Here is an 18,602-nt window from a genome sequence, read left to right on the forward strand (position 1 = left end):
CCAGGAACCGCCGGGGGAACAGGCGGGTACAGCAGGGAGGACAGGTTTGACCTGTGGCTTTATCCAGTTCGGGGACAGGTTGGGACAGGTGTTAGGACAGGCCCGATAGTCGATTCGGAAGGGGACAGCTTTTCTAGGACAACTCGGACTCTTGTCGTGCTGCCTTGACGCGCTTCACCACCTCGGCCATCGGAGTGCTTCCGCCAGGTAGTGGGATCTGGTGGCGGTCCGCCCACCTCTTGAGTGCCTCGCGGCCGAGACCTCCGGGGACGCCGGCGGTCAGGAGGTGGTCTACGTAGCTCTGGATCACCTGGTCCTGCTGCCGGACGGCCCCGGGGTCCGCGGGCTCATGTCGGGTCTGGCCTGGGAGCCAGAAGCCCTCAGGGCCCTTCCGGCCGCGCCGGATGATGCTCATGAGGTCGCGGCCGATGCCGGTGCGGGTGTGGGTTCGCTTCATCCGAATCGACGTCGCCATGGTCTCGATGCCGTTCTCGGTGCTGGAGGTCTCGTCGGTGCGGGTCATCTCCCATACGTGGTCCACGTCTTGGGACTTCGCCGATGAGCCGCGGCTTCCCTTCTCTGCGTCCTTGCCCATGTGGTCGAGGCGGACGCCGGCGATCCCGCGGTCCTTCAGCGGGGCGTGGACGCGCCGGTAGAGGCTGAGCCAGGTGTCGGAGTCGTTCTCCTTGCCCTCGATGAACCGCGAGACGGTGTCGAGGACGACGATGTCGGGGTTGCTTTCGTCCACGATGGCCATGAGTTCGGCGACCGCGAGCGGTGCGGTGTCGAGCCCGCCGGAGAACTTGGGGAACCGGCGGTAGTCGAAGCGTTCTTGCAGCTCGACCGGCTTCGCACCGAAGGCTTCCATGCGGGTGACGATGTCCCGGAGGCTGTTCTCCCGGTCGAAGTACAGGACCCGGAGCGGCTCTCGGCGTTCGTCCCCCAGAAACGTCCGGCCGGTAACGCACCGCCAGAGCCAGTCGTGCAGGAAGAGCGTCTTGCCGACCTTGCCGTCCCCGACCACGGCGACCTGCTGGCCGCGTTCCATGAACCGGCCGGGGAGGTAGTCGATCTGACTGAAGTCGGTGGCGAACGCCTCGTACCAGTCGAGCCGCGGAGAGCGCTCCTGTGCCCCTGTCGTGGTGGCGGGTTCACCGTTGGGCAGGATGAGCCCGCTGGGCTGCTCGTTGCCGACGTGGGGAAGCCACAGGGGCCCGTTGCTCATGCGTTCACCGCCGATCCAGCTGTGAAGGGAATCGGGGCCCAGACCTCGACGAACTCGGGGTCCTTGTGGCCGGCGGCGAAGTGGTCGTGGGCGTCCTTGCCCGTGCGGGCCTGAACGACGTAGACAGACCGTGCAATGCCCCGCAGGGTCTCGACGACGGCCTTCGCGTGCTGCTCGCCCTTGTCGTCCCGGTCGGCGACGATCGTGACGTCGGCTCCGTGGAGGTAGGCGGCGTGCTCGGCCGTCCACTTTCCGGCGCCCGCCGCGTTGCAGGTGGCGGCGAGACCGTGTTCCACGAGCGCGTGGACGTCCTTCTCGCCCTCGGCGATCCAGACGACCCGGTCCTCCTCCTTGGCCGCGAGGAGCTCGGGGAGGCGGTACGGGACGAGCGGCACCAGCCTGTTGCCGTGCTCGTCGTTCAGGGACCAGCGGCGCCCGGACCGGGTGGAGGGATCGGGGCGCCACTGCGCGAAGTCCTTGTGGTCGCATCGGGTGACGCCGTGGACAACGGTCCCATTGGTCGCCCGATACAGGTACTGGGCGACCCGCTGGTGTCCGTGCCGGGCACACGGAAGCCAGGTGTCGTCGGCCGGCCGCTCGCCCTCGGGGAGGGGCTCGTCGAAGAGGTCCGCCTCCGTCCAGCCGATGGAGGCTAGGAAGTCGGCATTGCCCTGGCACTTATGGCACCAGACGACGACGCCGCCGTTGTCGCCGCGCCGGATGGCGACGGTGTGGTCGGAGTCGCCCTCGTGACAGCGACCGCGGGTTCGTAGTGCCCCACCCTGGTAGCGCGCGGGTTCGCCGATGTCGCGGAGGCGGTCCGCCAATCGGTTGAAAGCGATCACGTGCGGGGCTCCTGCTTGCTCTGTACGACGTCCTCGCCGAGGGCGGTGATGTCGGAGGCCCACTTGCGCGCGGCCGCGCGTACGGCGCGGGCGGAGGGCTGTTCTTCGAGGTGGGCTCGGATTGATCCGAGGGTGAGTTCGCGGCGCGCGCGTTCGGCGCGAGCACGGATCAGGAACTCGTCGGTGTACGGGGCCGGTGGCCAGTCGCCGCCGGGCACGCCCGAAGGCCCCGCCACATCTGCGGCGGGGCGATCGGTCGTGCGGGTGGTCGTCACCGGCCGGTCTCTGCGGTGGCCACGAGGGCCTCGACGTGGTCGAGGTGGGCGCGGAGCTCGGCGATCCGTAGGCGGGCCTCGTCCGGGGTGAGGTCGAGGTCGAGGAGGCCGACGGTCACTGTGCCGGAGAAGTCGATCAGCCCGAAGGGGAGGACCGGGTTGCCGTAGTGGTCCGGGCTAGGGGCCGCAATGTGCTCCGAGAAGTGCTCGAAGTGGTCGCCGGTTTCCGTGCACCAGACGTAGCGGGTGCACGGCTCCTTCGAGGCCCGCACCTCTGCGAGCGCCGCCTGGACCTCGGCGAGGACGGCGGGCGAGTCGCCGGCCGCCCGGATCCTCTCCGCGATGAGGTCGAGGAAGGCGACGTAGTTCCCATCCTGGCCTTCCGCGGCCTCCTCGATACCGTCCAGGACGCGGGCGGCACGGGCAGTCAGGGGCGGCGTGACCGGGGGGAGCTCGGCGAGGAGGGGGTGCGCCTTGCCGGTCGGCGCGGTGGCCGCGGCGAGCGCACTGGCGATGTTGGTGGTGGACGTGGCAGTCTTCATTTGAAGCCCTTCCACGGCCGCGCGGGATTCGGAGTCCCACATGCGCGGCCGTTTGGCTGTTCAGGACTGGACGGTGAGGTGCGCTTCGACAGGCGGCGTCGGGACGGGAATCCCGGCGCCGTCGCCGTTCTGCTCGGCGTCGAGACGCTGCACGAACTCGTGAAGCGCCTCCGCTGGAACACGGCGCGAGTGGCCGATCTTGATGCTGCGCAACTGGCCGGAGCCGATGAGCGCCTTAGCAGTGGTGAGGCCAACGCCGAGCTGCTGCGCTACCTCGTCGGTCGGATACAGGATTCGAGCAGGGACCCGAGTCGGGGTCATGCGATCTCCATGCGCTTTGGCTGGCCAGCACCTCACACCAACCACTTTGGTTGGGCGGCTGACCAGGCTGCACATTCTCAAGGTAGCGCGGTCGCGGGCAGTCGTGCAAGGCCGGGTTGGGCTGCCTGGCTAATTGCGCAACCAGCTACCCACTGGCACTATGAGTGCATGGAGGAGACGAATGAGTGGCGCCTAATCTGCGCTCCCGGTGGCTGGGTACGCGCCACCGATCAGGACATGAAGGTCTACATGCGCCTGAGGGAAACCGGCTCCGGCCCCGCCCCCCGGCTGAACGTGCACACGGTCGTCATGGAGAGCGAGACGCCCATCAGCACGGCCGTGTGGCGGCAGGTCCCCTTCGAGGACATTGAGCGCTTCGCCAACGACCCGCGCGGCATCCTCAACGACCAACCAGGCGGCTGGAATCCTCCCCGCACAGCACTGTTGACTCCCACCGATGTCGAGCCCGTCGCCATCGAGGACCTTGAGCGCCACTTCGGGACCGCTGAGGAGTTGGCGCAACATGACGCGGCGAGCAATCCCGTACCCCACCCCAACGGGCTCTTCCTGACCGACTGGAAGCCGGCCGACCCCGGGGAGCGGCCTGAGCGCCTCGCCCGGCCCGTCGGACGCATCACCGATGACTTCCTGGCCGACCTCGCCCGCTCGTACCAGTGGCTCGTGGCCAAGGGATACACGTCACCCTCGACGATGCTGGGCGAGGAGATGCAGACCTCCGTGGGCAACGTGCGCCGCTGGGTCTCGACGGCGCGAAAGAAGGGACTGCTGCCCCCCGGGCGTCCGGGGCGCGCAGGGTGAGCGGCCGGCGGAGCAACGGCGAGAGCAGCGTCTACTTCTCCGAGGCTGACGGCCGGTGGCATGGCTGGGTCACGGTCGGCACGAAGCCCAACGGGGCTCCGGACCGGCGCCACCGGCAGGGCTCCGAGGAGGCCGACGTGCGCCGCAAGGTGAAGGAGCTGGAAAAGCTCCGCGACGCGGGCAAGACCCGGAAGGCTGGCAAGGCGCCGATGGTTGAGCAGTGGCTCACCACGTGGATGGACACGGCCTGCGCCCGCAAGGTGGCCGACGGCACGATGGCCCCGCGGACCCTGGACGACTACCGGTCGAAGTGCCGCCTGTACCTGTTCCCGGGGATCGGGAAGCACCGCGTCGACAAGCTCGCGGCCGAGCACCTGGACGCGATGTACCTCGACTTGCTCCGCCGCGGACTGGCCAGCGGAACCGTACTCAAGGTCCACCGGATCATCTCCCGCGCCCTCAAGGTCGCCATGCAGCGCGACATCGTCCACCGAAACGTGGCGACGCTCGTCGAGCCGCCCCAGCCGTCCGAGGTGGAGATCGAGCCGTACGGCCAGGCCGAGGCTCGGGCCCTACTCACCGAAGCGGGGGGCCGTCGCAACGGCGCGCGATGGTCCGTCGCCCTGGCGATCGGCCTGCGGCAGGGCGAGGCGCTGGGCCTGCGGTGGAAGTACCTGGACCTGGACACCGGCGCGATGAAGGTCTGGTGGCAGCTCCAGCGCCTCACGTGGCAGCACGGATGCGAGGACGCACACGCCTGCGGCGCCAAGCACCACCGGAAGGGCTGCAAGGCCACCTGCCAGCAGCACAAGCGCCTGAAGAACGGCTGCCCGAAGCCGTGCCCGAAGGGCTGCACAGCGCACGCCAAGACCTGCCCGGAACGCACGGGCGGGGGGCTGGTGTTCCGGGAGCCGAAGGGCAAGAACAAGCGCATCGTGACGATCCCGCCGCCCCTGATTCCGGTACTCCGAGCGCAGCGCAAGGCGCAGCTTGAGGAGCGCTTGGCGGCGGGCCAGCTGTGGGAGGAGAACGACTTGGTGTTCTGCCAGGAGAACGGGCGGCCGATCGACCCGCGGCAGGACTGGGACGAGTTCAAGGACATCCTTGCGGCGGCCGGCCTGCGCGACGCCCGAGTCCACGACGGCCGGCACACGGCGGGCACGCTCATGATCGAGTCCGGCATCAGCCCGCGCGTCGTCATGGAGGTGTTGGGCCACTCCTCGATGCGAATGATGGTCCGCTACACCCACGTTGGATCGCCGCTCGCGCAGGACGCGGCGAAGCGGATGGGAGACACCTTGTGGGGGTGAACATCCGTTCTATCGCAACGGGAACTGCAACCAGACCGAATCAAGATCGTCTACCGCTCGACCTAAACGACCTTGGAAAAAGCAAAACCCCCAGGTCACGGCGAGTGAGTCCTGGGGGTTCTACAGAGCCGCCTTCGGGATTCGAACCCGAGACCTACGCATTACGAGCCCCAGACGGTTCCTGTCGGATAGGTTCACGAAGTGCCGTCGTGGGACGGTTTCCGCAGGTCAACGCCCTGTGACGGCGCTTCTCCGTGTCAACCCGTGACGACCGGTTCAGAGCAGTTCGGGCACGCGATGGGCACGCATTGGGCACGCGTTGGGCACTCACCGAATGGGCCCTGACCTGCACAAACGTCACCCTCGAAGCCACACGTTACACCGGACCCCCGGCGCACAAAAGGGGCCGCACGGCTTGCGCCGCGCGGCCCCTCCTCACTTCCTCAGTCCTGCGCCGCCCCGCTCGCGTCGGGCTGCGGGGGACACTTCGAGGCTCGTTCCTGACCGCCCATGGGGGGAAGGGCGTTCAGGACGGCCTCAAGGGCTATGGCCCCGGTGTCCGTGATGTGTCTGTCGTCGAGCAGGATGTCGCGCTTATCAGCGGTGGCACGCCCTGCTGCTGGTGCGGTGTCGTCGAGTCGGGTACGGCGGACGCGGTACAAGATGCCCCCCTCGTGGCATGGCCGAGTACCTTGCTCGAACACATGTCCGAGGCAAGGCCCGATCCACATTAGCGCCCATATCGCCGCAGGTCACGCGACTACGACGCTCCGTGAGACTCCTCAGTGACCGTGATCGTTGCGTCTTCGAGGTCAAGATTCTTGAGCGCCTCTTTAACCAACGGAAGATCTTCGGGCCTTGTTCCAGGCTGGTACGCAACGACGATGGAAACCTTGGGCGTTGACATGCCGAGGATGTCGCCGGCCGTCAGCCCCACCCATTCGGCCGCCGCCGCCTTGCGCACCTCGACGGGATCGAGCCCGGTCGCCGCCGCCACGGCGCCGACGATCCACTTGTCGTGCCGGTAACTCTCGCCGTTCTTGATCTTCGCGAGGGTCGTCCACTGGAGCTTCTTGCCCGTCTCGGGGTCGACTGCCCGCTCGGCCACGCTTCGCAGGGTCGCGCCGGGGACGGCCAGCGCCTCGCGAACCATGTCGGTGAAGGGCGTCAAGCTCTCGCCACCTATGGAGGACACGGGGGTTCTCATCTCCGTTCTTGTCGCAGAACGCGAACGATCTTATCTAAGCAGCCACTACCCCGAAATGCACACCCCGGAACTGCGTTGACGTGCAGATTCAGCCATGACTACGGTTGTTCTTGTTCGAGAACAGCAACAGACAAACAGTCTGTACCGGGCAGCTTGTGCCCGTTGCTGTTCCTGTCCGAGAACACATGGGGGATCTTGTGTCTGTCACCTTCACCGGGCCGCCGCCGCGCAGCCGGAACACCAAGCACGCTCTGATCGCGATGGAGCTCGCCGACCGTCCGGGCGAGTGGGCGATCGTGCAGCGGCTCGCGTCGATCACCCGGGCATCATCGGCCGCGCAGGCCATCCGCAGCGGTCGACTGGCCGCCTACCCCGACGGCGCGTTCGAGGCTGTCGCCCGGTCTGTCGTCGAGCAGGGACGGGTCGAGCACCGGGTCTACGCCCGCTTCGTCGGCGCCGAGCAGTGAGCGCCGCCGGTCCCCGGATCGGCAGTCTCTGCTCGGGGTACGGCGGTCTCGACATGGCCGTGCAGCAGGTGCTCGGCGGATCGGTGGCCTGGCACGTCGAGAACGACGCCAACGCCGCGGCGATCCTCGCGCACCACTGGCCCGAGGTGCCGAACCTCGGCGATCTGACCGCCGCAGACTTCGCCCTGGTCGAGCCCGTCGACATCCTCACCGCCGGGTTTCCGTGCCAGGACGTGAGCGAGGCCGGCCTCGGCGCCGGCATCGCCGCCGGTACGCGGTCCGGCCTGTGGCTGCACGTCGCCCGCGCTATCCAGTCCCTACGCCCTTCCCTGGTGGTGATCGAGAATGTCCGCGGACTCCTCTCCGCGCCGGCCCATAGCGACATGGAACGCTGCGCGTGGTGCGTGGGAGACGGAAGCGGTAAGCCTGCTGTGCGCGCACTCGGCGCTGTACTCGCAGACCTGGCCCGCCTCGGGTTCGATGCGGAGTGGGCGTGCGTACGCGCATCGGAGATCGGCGCTCCCCACCGCCGAGAGCGCGTGTTCGTCGTCGCGTGGCCCGCTGCTGAAGACCCCGACCTCGAACCTTGCTTCGAACGGGGGCTCGCAGCATCCGGACAAGCGGCGCGCGGGTGGTCATGGGCCGACGCTCGCCGACGAGGTCGAGCACCTGCTGCCGACACCCTCGGCATCGGGCCACGACGACGGGAAGGCCCCGGAAGTCTGGCGGGCGCGGCGGGAACGGATGCGGGCGAAGCACCGGAACGGCATCGGGGCCCCTCCCCTGCCGCTGCTGGTGACGATGCTCCCCTCGACTGGGGGATCTACCGCGGCGCCGTCGAGCGGTGGGAACGCCTCACCCGCTCCGCTCCCCGGGCAGTTGACGATCGCCGTCGCCTCGACCCGCCGTTCGTCGAGTGGATGCACGGACTCGACGCCGGACACGTGACCGGCGTTCCGGGCCTCGGCCGCAACGCGCAGTTGCGCGCCCTGGGGAACGGCGTCGTCGTCCGGCAGGCCGAGGCAGCGCTGCGCCTGCTCCTCGACCGCGCAGGTCTGGCGCCTGCCGCATGATCTGCGGTTTCTGGGACGGCGCCGCCCGTTCCTACTGCCGCGCCACAGGTACCCGCCGCTACGTCGTCGGCGACCGCTGCCCGCTTCACACACCTGCCGCCCTTGCCGGGCGCCCCGAACCGCCCGGCGACCCAAATCCCGTAAGGAGACGAACCCTTGAGCCTCGCCGCAACGGATTGGGTATGGACCCGGTCCCGCGCCCGAGGCGCCGCTCGTCTGGTCCTGCTCGCCGTAGCTGACCGCGCCGGCGCCGACGGCGTCGCCTACGCCGGTACGGCCGCGCTCATGCAGCGGACCCGGGCCGCCCGCTCCACCGTCCGCCATGCGGTCGACGCCCTGCTCGCCTCGGGTGAGCTCGCCGTCGTCGAGGGCCGGACCGGGCCCGGCGGAGAGACGGTCTACCGTCTGCCGCTCCTCGATGAGAGGGGGGCCGAGGATCGCCCCGGACCGGATTTCGACCCGGGCCGGGAATCGGCCCCCGGGGGGCCGGTGAGCGGCCCCGGGGAGGGCCGGACATCGGCCCCGGGGGGACCGGCCACCGGCCCTGGGGAGGGCCGCAGGCCGGCCCCCGGGGGGCCGGATATCGGCCCCCAGAACGTACTACCTACTTACTCACCACAAGAGCAGCAGCCGCGCGCGAGCTCGGCGGCGCTCATTCCCGAATTGCGCCCGCTCGACGATGCCCTCGCCGCGGCCTCGGTCACCGTCAGGTGGTCGCTCGGCCTCGGGGAGCAGCGCGACGTCTACCGGCTGACGCAGCAGCACGGCGTCGAGGCTCTGGTCGACCTCGCCGCCCGCCGCACCGTCCCGGGCGAGGCCCCGAAAGCGGCCCGCTACTGGCTCAAGGTCTGGTCCGACCTCGACCGCCCGTCGAGCAGCCCGTCGAGGGCATCGTCGACCGCCGCCTACGCCGACAACTTGGCCGCCGGCCTCGCCCTGATCACCGCACAGAAGGAGCGCACCCCATGAACGAGCAGCAGATCGCCGCCCTGTTGGCGTTCGCCGGCACGCTCGATTCCCGCGTGCGCCGTGCCCTCGCCGATCCGCAGCAGTCCGCCCGCACCATCTCGGAGTGGACCGCCGCCGTCGCCGACGTCCCGGCAGCCATGCCGGACGTGGCATGGGACGCCGCCCGCGCGACCCGCCGCTACTACGAACAGCGCGGCGGCGACCGCTCGGCGCAGTACCGCCCAATCGAGCCGCACGACCTGCTCGCCGCATGGGGACCGTTCCGGACCGAGCTCATGAACCGGCACACCGACCCCGTTCCGAACGTCGACCCCGACGACCCGAAGGCTTGGCGGGCCGAATTGCTCGGAACCCGGGCCGCGGTGGCGACCGGACATACCGCCCCTTCGCACCACCGTCCCGAGATCGACCCCGCCGGGCAGAAACGTCTCGCCGCGCTCATGTCCGGGGTGGGCACGGGCCCGCGCCGGTACATGCCCGCGCATGTCGCCGCCGAGCTGCGCCCGTTCCGGAAGGCTCGGGCCCACCGCGAGCAGCTCGTCGCCGAGGGCATCCCCGACCCGCTCGGGGTGAAGTGCCCCTACTGTCTCGCCGCCATCGACGAGCAGTGCCGGAGCAGCTTCCGCAACAGGGGCAAGGGCCGGCGCCCGTTGACCGGCGTCCACCCCTCCCGCGTCGATGCGCTGGTCGCTCACCTCGGGGTCGACGAGCAGGGCGAGGCCGAGCAGATCAGGCTCGCACGGATCATGTGCCAACCGCCCGCACCTCGACGGGACGGCCGGGCCCGGCACACCAGCGGCGGGGGCGAGGTCCGATGATCCCCGCCGCCGCCCGAGCTGTGATCGCCGCGCACCTGACCGACGAGCTCGACGTGCAGCCGCACCTCGCGACCGCCGTCGTTGCCGCACTCGCCGACCGCCTCGCCATCGAGGGATGGCACATGACCGACCAATTCCCACTGGTTCGAGGTGTTCACGATGTCCATCAACAGCACCTCGAAGGCGCGCGACCGGTCGCGCCTCGCGCGCGGGAGACCCCGCGCGCTCGGCGCTCCCTCGACCGGTTGCTCGGCCGTGCCCGAACAAACGAGGGGAACACCCCATGACCTCGGCGCTGCTCGCCCTCGCCGTCGTGCTCGCCCTCGCGCTCGGCTCGTCCCTGGCCTACATGGTCCGGATCGACGACCGCCTCGACCGCGAGCTGCGCCGCCTCGGCCGCACCACCTGCTCGACCACCTGTACCGCCTGCTCGACGACCCGCCGAGCCGAGAACGGAGAGACCTCATGAACGACACCACCCGTACCCGGTCCCGGCGGGGCCGGACCGCCGCCCGAGAGGGCGTGCGCGAGCAGCGGCGGGCGGCGCTGCGGCTGTTGCTCGCTCGCGCCGACCGAGGCGCTCTCACCCCGGGGGACGCGGCCCAACTCCGCGCCCTGGCCGAGGCCGAGATCGCCGAGTGCGAGCGCTTCCGGCAGTCCGCCGGCGGGCAGCAGACGGCGGCGCTCAAGCTGCGCCACCGCATCGACGCCGCCGAACAAGCCATGCAGGAGATCGAGGCCGAGCGCGACCAGTACGCCGCCGAGGCCGATGCGCTGCGCACCACCAAGGGGGACCAGTGAGTTACGCACAGGCTGTGGGCGAGACCGTGCGCGCCCTGCGGGTGATCCGGGGCCGGTGGGCCGACCTGCTGCTCGCGATCGGGACACCGCCGGCGGATCACTGGCCGCCGCGGCAGCTCGCGCACACCATGCGCGACGACGACGAGCTGCTCGTCGAGGACCGGGCGCCGCTCGTGCTGCGCGAGCACCCCGCCCCGCTCAACCTCGGCGCGCTCGACGCCGGGCGGGCCGTCGAGCGCCTGATCTTCGATCTCGCCGACACCCTCGCCGCCGCCGTCCAGCGCACCGAGCAGGGCGACCCTCGGGCGTGGCTGAGTACGGACCCGGGCGCACCCGACAGCCACCGTGCGGCGGGCAGCAGGCGGCACGGGCTGCACTTCGCGTGCGTGTGGGTCGAGGGCCGGGTGCTCGATGAGGACACCGCCCCCGAGGCCGAGCTCGACGGAGCGATCAGCGCCCCGCCGTACGAGGTGCTGCCGCTCTACCTGCTGCACGAAGCGCGGCGTACCGCTCGGATCGCCGAGGCCCGGGTGCTGCGCGCACTTGGCCTCGACCGGCGCGAGACCCCGCTGCCCGAGCCGTGCCCGTGGTGCGAGGGCGAGCTCATCCTGCACAGTGCGCCCGACGGGCCGCCGAGCGTCACCTGCTCGGGCGCGCGGGACTGCTCGGCCCCCGTCCCCCTCGACGGCGCCGAGCGGGCGCGGGTGTGGGAGTGGGACGACCTCCCCGAGCTGATCGCCGCGCTCGGGGTGGACATCGCCGCCACGGCGTAGCGGTTGGTGGGGGCCGGCTCACCCGGCCCCCACCATCACGACTTGATAACGCCGCGTGCAAACCTGCCCCACCGCCCCCCAGTTGGCGCGACAGTTCACCACATAGCGGGATCTCTTGGCCTCGCTCGGCCTCATTTTACTTAGTTTAGCTAAGTAAATATTTAGGTCTGCACTCGTGCACTGAACTTCCCGGAAGGATTAAGTAATGAGGAATCGTTATTGGGGGCGGGTAATTCGCGAGGCGCTGCAAAGCGGCGACGGCACCCTGCGGCTTGTCTTCCTGCTGGGCTTTACCGCGGCATCGGCCGCGGCGCTGCTGTTCGCGGCGCGCGTCGTCGGGCTCCTGTAGCCGGACCCGGGCGGGATGATGCACCACCTGCACTGAGGTTGCATTGTTATCCGTTCGTGACCTAGTGTGGGGAGCGCCCCCGGCGTGCCCGGAAACAAGCACTGCACTCACGCCCCGCCACCATCCCCCCGGTGGCGGGGCGTTGGCATGTCCGGGAGGTGATCCCGTGGCCGAGCCGATCACGGACGCCGACCGCAAGGCGGTGCGCCGACTGCACTCCGAAGGCAAGTCCCGCAACGCCATCGCCCGAGAAACCGGGCGCAGCGCCGCCACCGTCTCGAAGATCGCCGCTGAGCAGGGCCTCGCGTTCAGCGGCGGGGCCCGGGTGGCCGCCGCCACGCAGGCCCGTACCGCCGACTCCGCCGCCCGGCGCGAGCGCCTCGCCGACGACGCCCTCGACGGCGCTCTCGCTCAGGTCGAGCGGGTCGTCGAGGCGGAGTCCGCCCGGGACGCACGCGACTACGCCACGGCCGCGCGGGCGCTCACCGAGGTACACGCCAAGGTCGCCGAGCTCGCCCGCCACACCAGCGGCGGCAGCGCCGGCGGGATGCTCGACCGCCTCGCCGACGCCCTGCTCGGCCCGCCGGGCGGTGACACCGACGGGGGGTGATCCCCTCGGCCGGCCACCTCTCCGACAAGCAACTCGCCTCGCTCCGCGACTCGGTCGCCCGCATCAACGTGTGGCACGGCTCGGTCAGGTCCGGGAAGACGATCGCGAGCCTGCTCCGCTTCCTCTTCGCGGTGCGGCGCGCTCCGGCCTCGGGCCTGATCCTGATCGTGGGCCGGTCGCTCGCCACCATCGAGCGAAACGTGATCGAGCCGCTTCAAGACCCGCTGCTCTTCACCGACACCGCCGCCGAGGTCCACCACACCCGGGGCGCGACCACGGCCGTGATCCTCGGCAGGGTGGTGCACCTGATCGGCGCGAGCGACGCCCGGTCCGAGGGCCGGCTGCGCGGTCTGACCGCCTCCGTCGCCTACGCCGACGAGATCACGCTGCTCCCCGAAGCCTTTTTCGTGCAGCTCCTCGCCCGCCTGTCCGTACCCGGGGCGATCCTGCTCGGGACCACGAACCCGGACGGGCCGAGGCACTGGCTTAAAGCGCAGTACCTCGACCGGCAGCACGAACTCGATCTTCGCTCCTGGCACTTCCAACTCGCCGACAATCCGGCCCTGTCCCCCGAGTACGTCGCCGCCCTGGCCGCCGAGTACACCGGGCTATGGCGGCGCCGGATGATCCTCGGCGAGTGGTGCGTCGCCGAGGGCGCCGTCTACGACGCGTACGACGAGCAGCGGCACGTCGTCGACACCCTGCCCGCCATGCGCCGGTACTGGGCGGGCGTCGACTACGGCACGAGCAACCCTTTCTCGATGGTCCTGCTCGGGCTCGGCGAGGACGGGCGCCTGTACGCCGTGGGCGAGTGGCGCCACGACTCGCGCGCCGAGCGCCGGCAGATGACCGACGCCGCGTACAGCCGAGCCGTCCGTGACTGGCTCGACGAGATGGGCGTGCACCCCGAGTGGACGTTCATCGACCCGAGCGCGGCGAGCTTCTCCACTCAGCTTTGGGCCGACGGATACGCCGGGGTCGCCCGCGCGAACAACGCCGTCGGCGACGGCATCCGCAGCGTGGCGAACCTCCTCGACTCCGGCCGCCTGCTCGTCCATCGCTCGTGCGAGGGGCTCCTCGGCGAGTTCCCCTCGTACGTATGGGACGACGCCGCGGCGGCGCGTGGCGAGGACCGACCCGTTAAGGCGTCCGACCACAGCCTCGACGCGCTGCGGTACGCCGTGCACAGCACCGTGCACGAATGGCGCGGGCTGCTCGCCCCCGCTTGATCCCCTCCCCCGTTCCGAGGCGCCTCGCCGCGCCTCGGGCTTGACCTGTCGAGGGGGTGGTCGTGTGCGTTCGCTGACCGATCGGTTCCTCGCCAAGGTCGCCCCGGGCCAGCTCGGGTGCTGGGACTGGACCGCGCACGTGAAGCCCAACGGCTATGGCCAAGTGAAGGTGGACGGCCGCCCCGCGTACGCCCATCGGGTCGCCTACGAGCTGGCTCGGGGGCCGATCCCCGACGGGCTCGTGATCGACCACCTTTGCCGGCGTCGGCATTGTGTGAACCCCGACCACCTCGAACCGGTCACCCACCGGGTCAACATCCGGCGCGGGGTGTCCCCCGCCGCGCGGCGCGCTCATCAGACGCACTGCGGCCGTGGGCACGTCTTCGACGACGCGAACACGTACACCGCCCCCAACGGCACGCGGCACTGCCGCCGTTGCTCGGCGGCGCGCGCTCGCACACGACGACGTCGGGGGGTGAGCCGTGCCCCTGCCTGAGAACGGCGCCCCCTGGCCGCCGCCCGCCCTCGCTCGCCAGTACCGGCAGATCCGGATCGACGACGCTTGGTACAGCGGGCAGCACGAGCGGCTCGCCGCTGTCTACCGGAGCAGTGCGGTCCGGGGGGACGGGCGCCGCCGGCTGTGGGGGCGTGACCGCGATCAGCAGCAGGCGGTGCCCGATCAGCGCCTGCACATTCCCCTGCCCGGTGACATCGCGGGCAGCTCGGCCGACCTGCTGTTCGCCGAGCCGCCCATGCTCAGCGTGTCCGACTCGGTCACGCAGGACCGGCTCGACGAGCTCGCCGAGTCCGACGGCATCGCGAACGCGCTGCTCGAAGCGGCCGAGGTGTGCGCCGCGCTCGGCGGCGTCTATCTCCGGATCACGTGGGACCGCTCGCTTGCCGACCGCCCGCTGCTCACCAGCGTGCACCCGGACAGCGCGGTTCCCGAGGTGCGGTGGGGGCGCCTCACCGCCGTCACCTTCTGGCACGAGCTCACCTCGACCTCGGCGACCGTGTGGCGCCACCTCGAACGGCACTCCCCCGGGTGGATCGAGCACGCCCTCTACGAGGGTTCGTCCGACAGCCTCGGTACCCGGGTCCCGCTCACCGAGCACCCCGAGGTCGCCGACCTGGCCGACTCCCTCGGCCCCGAGGGCGACGCCCTGGCGACCGGGATCGACCGGCTCACCGCCGCCTACGTCCCCAACATCCGCCCCGACCGGGCCAACAGGGGAAGCGTCTTCGGCAGGAGCGACTACGGCGCTCCGCTGTACGACCTGTTCGACGCCCTCGACACCACATGGACATCATGGGTGCGCGACATCAGGCTCGCCCGCGCACGGCTGCTCGTCCCCGACGGCTACCTGCGCGACCACGGCCCCGGCCGCGGCGCGAGTTTTGATTCCGACCGGGAAATCTGGACCCTGCTCAACATCCCCCCGACCGAGCAGAGCGGCACGGGCATCACCCTGTCGCAGTTCGCCATCCGGGTTGACGAGCACGAGCGGACCTCGGCGGCGACCACACGGCAGGCTGTGCAGTCCGCCGGCTACAGCCTCGGCACGTTCGGGCTCGACGATCAGGCCGCCGTGACCGCGACCGAGATCCGGGCGCGCGACCGGCGGTCCATGACCACCCGGAAGAAGAAGGCGAGGTACTGGTCGCCCGAGCTCGGCGACATCCTGTACGCGATGCTCCTGCTCGACCGGGCATGGTTCACGCCGCGCATCGTGCCAGAGCGGCCGACCGTCGTGTTCGGCCCGGTGGTCAGTGAGGACTCGGCCTCGCTCGCGCAGACCCTTTCGCTGCTCCAGCAGGCGCAGGCCGTATCTACGCTGACCAAGGTGCAGATGCTGCACCCCGATTGGGACTCCACCGCAGTGAAGGAGGAGACCGACCGCATCCTCTCCGAGACCGGGGCCGCCGTCCCGGACCCTATGCAGGCCGGTCTCCTCGACTAGCTAGCCGGTCCGGAAGATCACGCCCAGGAGCCTTTCCGCTCGGGCCCGTACCTGCGGCTCGGGGTGCGTCATGGCGACAGCGATCAACACCGTGACGACGGCGAAGAAGGGGGAGGACACCAAGGCGATCTGCGATTCGATTCCCATGGCCGCGACCCTACAAGCGCGGCATTTAGTCACTAATTTACCCATATGCGCTCGTTTGGTTAACTTAATAGAGTCACGCTCGAAAGAACCCCTGATCAGGGGCAGTTGACCGGGGCCCCGACCACACCCTCTCCTGTTTTCGAGCGCCCGCAACCGTTCACGGCATCCGCACATTCGGAGCGGTGCGTACCTCCACCAATGGCGACATTCCGGGGGAGGTGCTGTGCCCATCCATCCCGCGATGGCCGAGGATCTCTCGGCCGCCGTCCGCGACCTGTACGCGGACGCCGAGACGCGCCTGCTCTCGCTCGTCGCGAGGCAGCTCGCCGACGGTTTCGAGGCACCCGGTTGGGCGGTCGCGAAGCTCGCCGACGTGCAGCCCCTGCGGCGCGCGGCTCAGGGCGTGGTCGATGCCCTCGCGAGCGCCACAGGACTTGAGGTGTTCTCGGCCGTCACCGAGGCGTACGACATCGGGGCGCAGGCCGGGCTCGCCGAGCTCGGCGCGCTGTCCGATGCCGACGCCCGGCGGATCGCCGAGCGCACCCCGGGCACCCGGGCAGTGGACCGGCTCGCCGCCGAGACCGTCGAGCTCGTGACGCAGACACATCGCGGCATCCTGCGAGGCGTCGAGGACGGATACCGGCAGATCATCAGCGAGGTGTCGGCGACGCCGCTGCTCGGGATCGACTCCCGCAGGCAGGCCACGCAACGCGCGATGGAGCGTTTCAGCGACGCCGGTCTGCGGACGTTCGTCGACCGCCGCGGCCGGTCGTGGCAGATGACGAGCTATGCGGAGATGGCCACCCGGACGGCGGTCGGGCGCGCCGCCGTCGAGGCGCACGGCGACCGCCTGCGGGCCGCCGGTATCCGGCTGGTGATCGTCTCCAACGCACCCCACAACTGCGAGCTTTGCGGCCCTTTCGAGGGTCGGGTGCTCGCGCTCGACGGCCCGAGCGGCGCCCGGACGATCGAGATGGAGCACGCCACCGAGGACGGCCGCACCGTGCGGGTGGACGTCGCCGGATCACTCGACGACGCCCGTCGCGCGGGACTCCAGCACCCCAACTGTCGGCACTCCACCTCGGCGTTCCTGCCCGGGGTGACCCGGGCGCCGGTCGAGCACTCCGAGGACCCGGCGGGATACGCCGCCTCACAGCGGCAGCGGGCGATCGAGCGGGCCATCAGGAAGTGGAAGAACCGCAGCGCCGCCGCCGTCACCCCCGAGGCCAAGCGCGCGGCCGACGCCCGGGTGCGGCAGTACCAAGGCCGGATGCGCGAGCACCTGGCCGCGCACCCCGAGCTCATCCGCCGCCGCGAACGGGAAGCCCCGGGCGCCGGCAATCTGCCGACCACCGCGCCGACCCCGCCGCACGACGCGGTGCAGGCGGCGCGCGTGCGAGCGGGCGACGACCGCACGCTGCCCGAGATGCGCGACGAGCAGCTCGGCGCCGCGCTGCGCCCGGGTGTGCTGGACGAACGCGACCGCGCCCGGATCGCCGCCGAGGCGGACCGCCGCGACGAGCAGGCCCTGCTCGACCGGGTCCGCCCCGGCGGCCGGATGGTCGACAGCCTCGCCGAGTTCTCCGATGACGAGCTCGCCCGCATGGCGCTGCACCTCGACGACGAGGGGATGCTGCGGGTCATGGCCGAGGCCGACCGGCGCGACCTCGACGCCGCGATGCCCTCCATACGGACCGACCTGCTCGGCATGTCCGAGCGGGACCTCGCCACCCGCGCCCGCCACGTCCCCGAGGACCGGCCGGCGATCGGCGCCGAGGTCCACCGCCGCCGGATGCTCGACGCCCTGTTCCCCGGCGGGCGCCTCTCCGCTGATCTCTCCGCCCTCGGCGACGACCTGCTCATGTGGGGCACCCGCTACGCGAGCCCCGAGGACTCGATACGGATTGCTGCCGAGATCGACCGCCGGTACCCGCCCGTCCCACCACCGCCGCCGGCGGGGGCGAGTGCCACCGCCACGATCACGGCGCACGATGCCCTCGACGCCGCCATGCACCCGATGCGCCTCGACGACCCGCCCCCGGCCGACCCCGACGAATGGGGCCCGTACGGGGCCGACATCGAGCGCGGCCCGGACGGCACCGAGCACATGTCCGCCGCCGAGCGATGGGTCTACGAGCGCGAGCTCGAAGCGAGGGCGTCGCGCGAGGCGTACAGCCGCGACGAGATCCGGTCCATGTACGACGAGCACATCTACGTGCAGTGGCTCGCCGCCGAGGACGCGACCCGGGGCCACATGCTCAACCGCCGCGCCGAGGCCGCCGGCGTCGACCCGCGAACGCTGTTCACCGGGCCCGCCCACGTGGCCTACGCCCGAGCGTCCGAGGACCTGATCAGGTTTTGGGAGGACGTCCCCAGGGTCACGCTCGCCGAGTTCACCGAGCAGGTGACCGGCGTCCGCAACGGCGCGGGCGCCACCGCCCGCAGCGCACGCGACAACCAGCGCAACAAGCAGTGAGGGGGTGACCGCTTGGCGTTCCGTAAGGACGCCGTGCGCGCCCGCGCGGACGGGCTCGCCGCCGCGCGCGCCGGACATCCGGTGACCCGCTGCCCCCGCTTCACCGACCCCCGGCTCACCGCCGCTTGGGTCCGTGGCTACGCCGCCGCCGTCCGGCCCTCGCCGTAGCCCCTTCCCTCTGTAGGGCCGCCGATCCGGTGGCCCTCTTTCATGCCCGCACGAGCCCCGGAGGGCCGCACCACCATGCCCGAGAACACCGCCGATCCCGCCGTCGAGGCCGCTCCGACGGGTGAGCAGAACCCCGCCCCGGCCGGGGCGCCGGCCGCCGATCCCGCCGCCGCGCAGCAGCTCTCCGCGGCCACCACTCAAGCCGATCAAACTGCGG

General features: G+C 70.8%; 24 protein-coding genes. 17 read left to right on the forward strand and 7 right to left on the reverse strand.

All coding sequences use genetic code 11. The features are described 5' to 3' along the window. Window positions 1–133 precede the first annotated feature (133 nt). The 5 genes from ACFWBW_RS11860 to ACFWBW_RS11880 are packed head-to-tail and all read right to left on the reverse strand — an operon-like array spanning window position 134 to window position 3,208. Window positions 134–1,225: an AAA family ATPase gene (locus tag ACFWBW_RS11860; RefSeq protein WP_385370759.1), complete on the reverse strand. Its 1,092-nt coding sequence runs from the start codon at window positions 1,223–1,225 to the stop codon at window positions 134–136. Then, window positions 1,222–2,070, reverse strand: a complete 849-nt coding sequence (locus tag ACFWBW_RS11865; protein WP_385370761.1) for a toprim domain-containing protein — start codon at window positions 2,068–2,070, stop codon at window positions 1,222–1,224. Before ACFWBW_RS11865 ends, ACFWBW_RS11860 begins: the two co-directional genes overlap by 4 nt. Next, window positions 2,067–2,345, reverse strand: coding sequence for a hypothetical protein (locus tag ACFWBW_RS11870; RefSeq protein WP_385370762.1), 279 nt, complete (start codon window positions 2,343–2,345; stop codon window positions 2,067–2,069). Before ACFWBW_RS11870 ends, ACFWBW_RS11865 begins: the two co-directional genes overlap by 4 nt. Then, on the reverse strand, window positions 2,342–2,887 hold the full coding sequence (locus tag ACFWBW_RS11875) for a hypothetical protein (RefSeq protein ID WP_385370763.1): 546 nt from the start codon (window positions 2,885–2,887) through the stop codon (window positions 2,342–2,344). The genes ACFWBW_RS11870 and ACFWBW_RS11875 overlap by 4 nt, the downstream gene beginning before the upstream one ends. Window positions 2,888–2,947: 60 nt before the next feature. After that, window positions 2,948–3,208 (reverse strand): helix-turn-helix domain-containing protein, encoded by a 261-nt coding sequence (locus tag ACFWBW_RS11880; RefSeq protein ID WP_385370765.1) that lies wholly within the window; start codon window positions 3,206–3,208, stop codon window positions 2,948–2,950. Between the two features lie 168 nt (window positions 3,209–3,376). Here ACFWBW_RS11880 and ACFWBW_RS11885 point away from each other — a divergent pair, with 168 nt between their 5' ends. Continuing rightward, a complete protein-coding gene (locus ACFWBW_RS11885) occupies window positions 3,377–4,027 on the forward strand; it encodes a hypothetical protein (RefSeq protein WP_385370767.1) in 651 nt (216 codons plus the stop codon). After that, window positions 4,024–5,337: a tyrosine-type recombinase/integrase gene (locus ACFWBW_RS11890; protein WP_385370769.1), complete on the forward strand. Its 1,314-nt coding sequence runs from the start codon at window positions 4,024–4,026 to the stop codon at window positions 5,335–5,337. Before ACFWBW_RS11885 ends, ACFWBW_RS11890 begins: the two co-directional genes overlap by 4 nt. 760 nt (window positions 5,338–6,097) lie before the next feature. Here ACFWBW_RS11890 and ACFWBW_RS11895 read toward each other — a convergent pair. After that, on the reverse strand, window positions 6,098–6,508 hold the full coding sequence (locus ACFWBW_RS11895; protein WP_385370771.1) for a hypothetical protein: 411 nt from the start codon (window positions 6,506–6,508) through the stop codon (window positions 6,098–6,100). A gap of 233 nt (window positions 6,509–6,741) precedes the next feature. Between ACFWBW_RS11895 and ACFWBW_RS11900 the strand changes: the two genes are divergently transcribed. The 13 genes from ACFWBW_RS11900 to ACFWBW_RS11960 all read left to right on the forward strand — a co-directional run bounded on the left by ACFWBW_RS11900 (window position 6,742) and on the right by ACFWBW_RS11960 (window position 15,594). After that, window positions 6,742–7,011: a hypothetical protein gene (locus ACFWBW_RS11900; protein WP_385370773.1), complete on the forward strand. Its 270-nt coding sequence runs from the start codon at window positions 6,742–6,744 to the stop codon at window positions 7,009–7,011. Window positions 7,012–7,064: 53 nt separating this feature from the next. Continuing rightward, window positions 7,065–8,084, forward strand: a complete 1,020-nt coding sequence (locus ACFWBW_RS11905) for a DNA cytosine methyltransferase (protein ID WP_385370775.1) — start codon at window positions 7,065–7,067, stop codon at window positions 8,082–8,084. A 156-nt stretch (window positions 8,085–8,240) separates the two neighbouring features. Then, entirely contained in the window at window positions 8,241–9,053 is an 813-nt protein-coding gene (locus tag ACFWBW_RS11910) for a hypothetical protein (RefSeq protein WP_385370777.1), read from the forward strand. After that, window positions 9,050–9,871 (forward strand): hypothetical protein, encoded by an 822-nt coding sequence (locus ACFWBW_RS11915; protein WP_385370779.1) that lies wholly within the window; start codon window positions 9,050–9,052, stop codon window positions 9,869–9,871. The genes ACFWBW_RS11910 and ACFWBW_RS11915 overlap by 4 nt, the downstream gene beginning before the upstream one ends. Next, on the forward strand, window positions 9,868–10,158 hold the full coding sequence (locus ACFWBW_RS11920) for a hypothetical protein (RefSeq protein WP_385370781.1): 291 nt from the start codon (window positions 9,868–9,870) through the stop codon (window positions 10,156–10,158). The genes ACFWBW_RS11915 and ACFWBW_RS11920 overlap by 4 nt, the downstream gene beginning before the upstream one ends. Continuing rightward, complete coding sequence (locus ACFWBW_RS11925; RefSeq protein ID WP_385370783.1) at window positions 10,155–10,340, forward strand: hypothetical protein; 186 nt, start codon at window positions 10,155–10,157, stop codon at window positions 10,338–10,340. Before ACFWBW_RS11920 ends, ACFWBW_RS11925 begins: the two co-directional genes overlap by 4 nt. Further along, the gene (locus ACFWBW_RS11930) at window positions 10,337–10,672 is read left to right on the forward strand and encodes a hypothetical protein (RefSeq protein ID WP_385370785.1); all 336 of its coding nucleotides are present in this window, start codon (window positions 10,337–10,339) and stop codon (window positions 10,670–10,672) included. Before ACFWBW_RS11925 ends, ACFWBW_RS11930 begins: the two co-directional genes overlap by 4 nt. Then, complete coding sequence (locus tag ACFWBW_RS11935; protein WP_385370787.1) at window positions 10,669–11,445, forward strand: hypothetical protein; 777 nt, start codon at window positions 10,669–10,671, stop codon at window positions 11,443–11,445. Before ACFWBW_RS11930 ends, ACFWBW_RS11935 begins: the two co-directional genes overlap by 4 nt. Before the next feature lie 205 nt (window positions 11,446–11,650). After that, on the forward strand, window positions 11,651–11,794 hold the full coding sequence (locus ACFWBW_RS11940; protein WP_385370789.1) for a hypothetical protein: 144 nt from the start codon (window positions 11,651–11,653) through the stop codon (window positions 11,792–11,794). Window positions 11,795–11,960: 166 nt separating this feature from the next. Beyond that, window positions 11,961–12,404, forward strand: a complete 444-nt coding sequence (locus ACFWBW_RS11945) for a helix-turn-helix domain-containing protein (protein ID WP_385370791.1) — start codon at window positions 11,961–11,963, stop codon at window positions 12,402–12,404. After that, window positions 12,404–13,633 carry a PBSX family phage terminase large subunit gene (locus ACFWBW_RS11950; RefSeq protein WP_385370818.1) on the forward strand — a complete coding sequence of 410 codons (1,230 nt, stop codon included), beginning with the start codon at window positions 12,404–12,406 and terminating at the stop codon, window positions 13,631–13,633. Before ACFWBW_RS11945 ends, ACFWBW_RS11950 begins: the two co-directional genes overlap by 1 nt. 64 nt (window positions 13,634–13,697) lie before the next feature. Next, complete coding sequence (locus ACFWBW_RS11955; RefSeq protein WP_385370792.1) at window positions 13,698–14,129, forward strand: HNH endonuclease signature motif containing protein; 432 nt, start codon at window positions 13,698–13,700, stop codon at window positions 14,127–14,129. Then, complete coding sequence (locus tag ACFWBW_RS11960) at window positions 14,116–15,594, forward strand: phage capsid protein (RefSeq protein ID WP_385370794.1); 1,479 nt, start codon at window positions 14,116–14,118, stop codon at window positions 15,592–15,594. Before ACFWBW_RS11955 ends, ACFWBW_RS11960 begins: the two co-directional genes overlap by 14 nt. Here the strand turns inward: ACFWBW_RS11960 and ACFWBW_RS11965 are convergent, their stop codons facing one another. After that, window positions 15,595–15,741 (reverse strand): hypothetical protein, encoded by a 147-nt coding sequence (locus tag ACFWBW_RS11965; RefSeq protein ID WP_385370796.1) that lies wholly within the window; start codon window positions 15,739–15,741, stop codon window positions 15,595–15,597. Between the two features lie 223 nt (window positions 15,742–15,964). Between ACFWBW_RS11965 and ACFWBW_RS11970 the strand changes: the two genes are divergently transcribed. Continuing rightward, a complete protein-coding gene (locus tag ACFWBW_RS11970; protein WP_385370798.1) occupies window positions 15,965–18,217 on the forward strand; it encodes a phage minor capsid protein in 2,253 nt (750 codons plus the stop codon). A gap of 12 nt (window positions 18,218–18,229) precedes the next feature. Next, window positions 18,230–18,385 (forward strand): Rmf/CrpP family protein, encoded by a 156-nt coding sequence (locus tag ACFWBW_RS11975; RefSeq protein ID WP_385370800.1) that lies wholly within the window; start codon window positions 18,230–18,232, stop codon window positions 18,383–18,385. Window positions 18,386–18,602 lie beyond the last annotated feature (217 nt).

Source organism: Streptomyces sp. NPDC059957, from assembly GCF_042730015.1.
Lineage (GTDB): Bacteria > Actinomycetota > Actinomycetes > Streptomycetales > Streptomycetaceae > Streptomyces.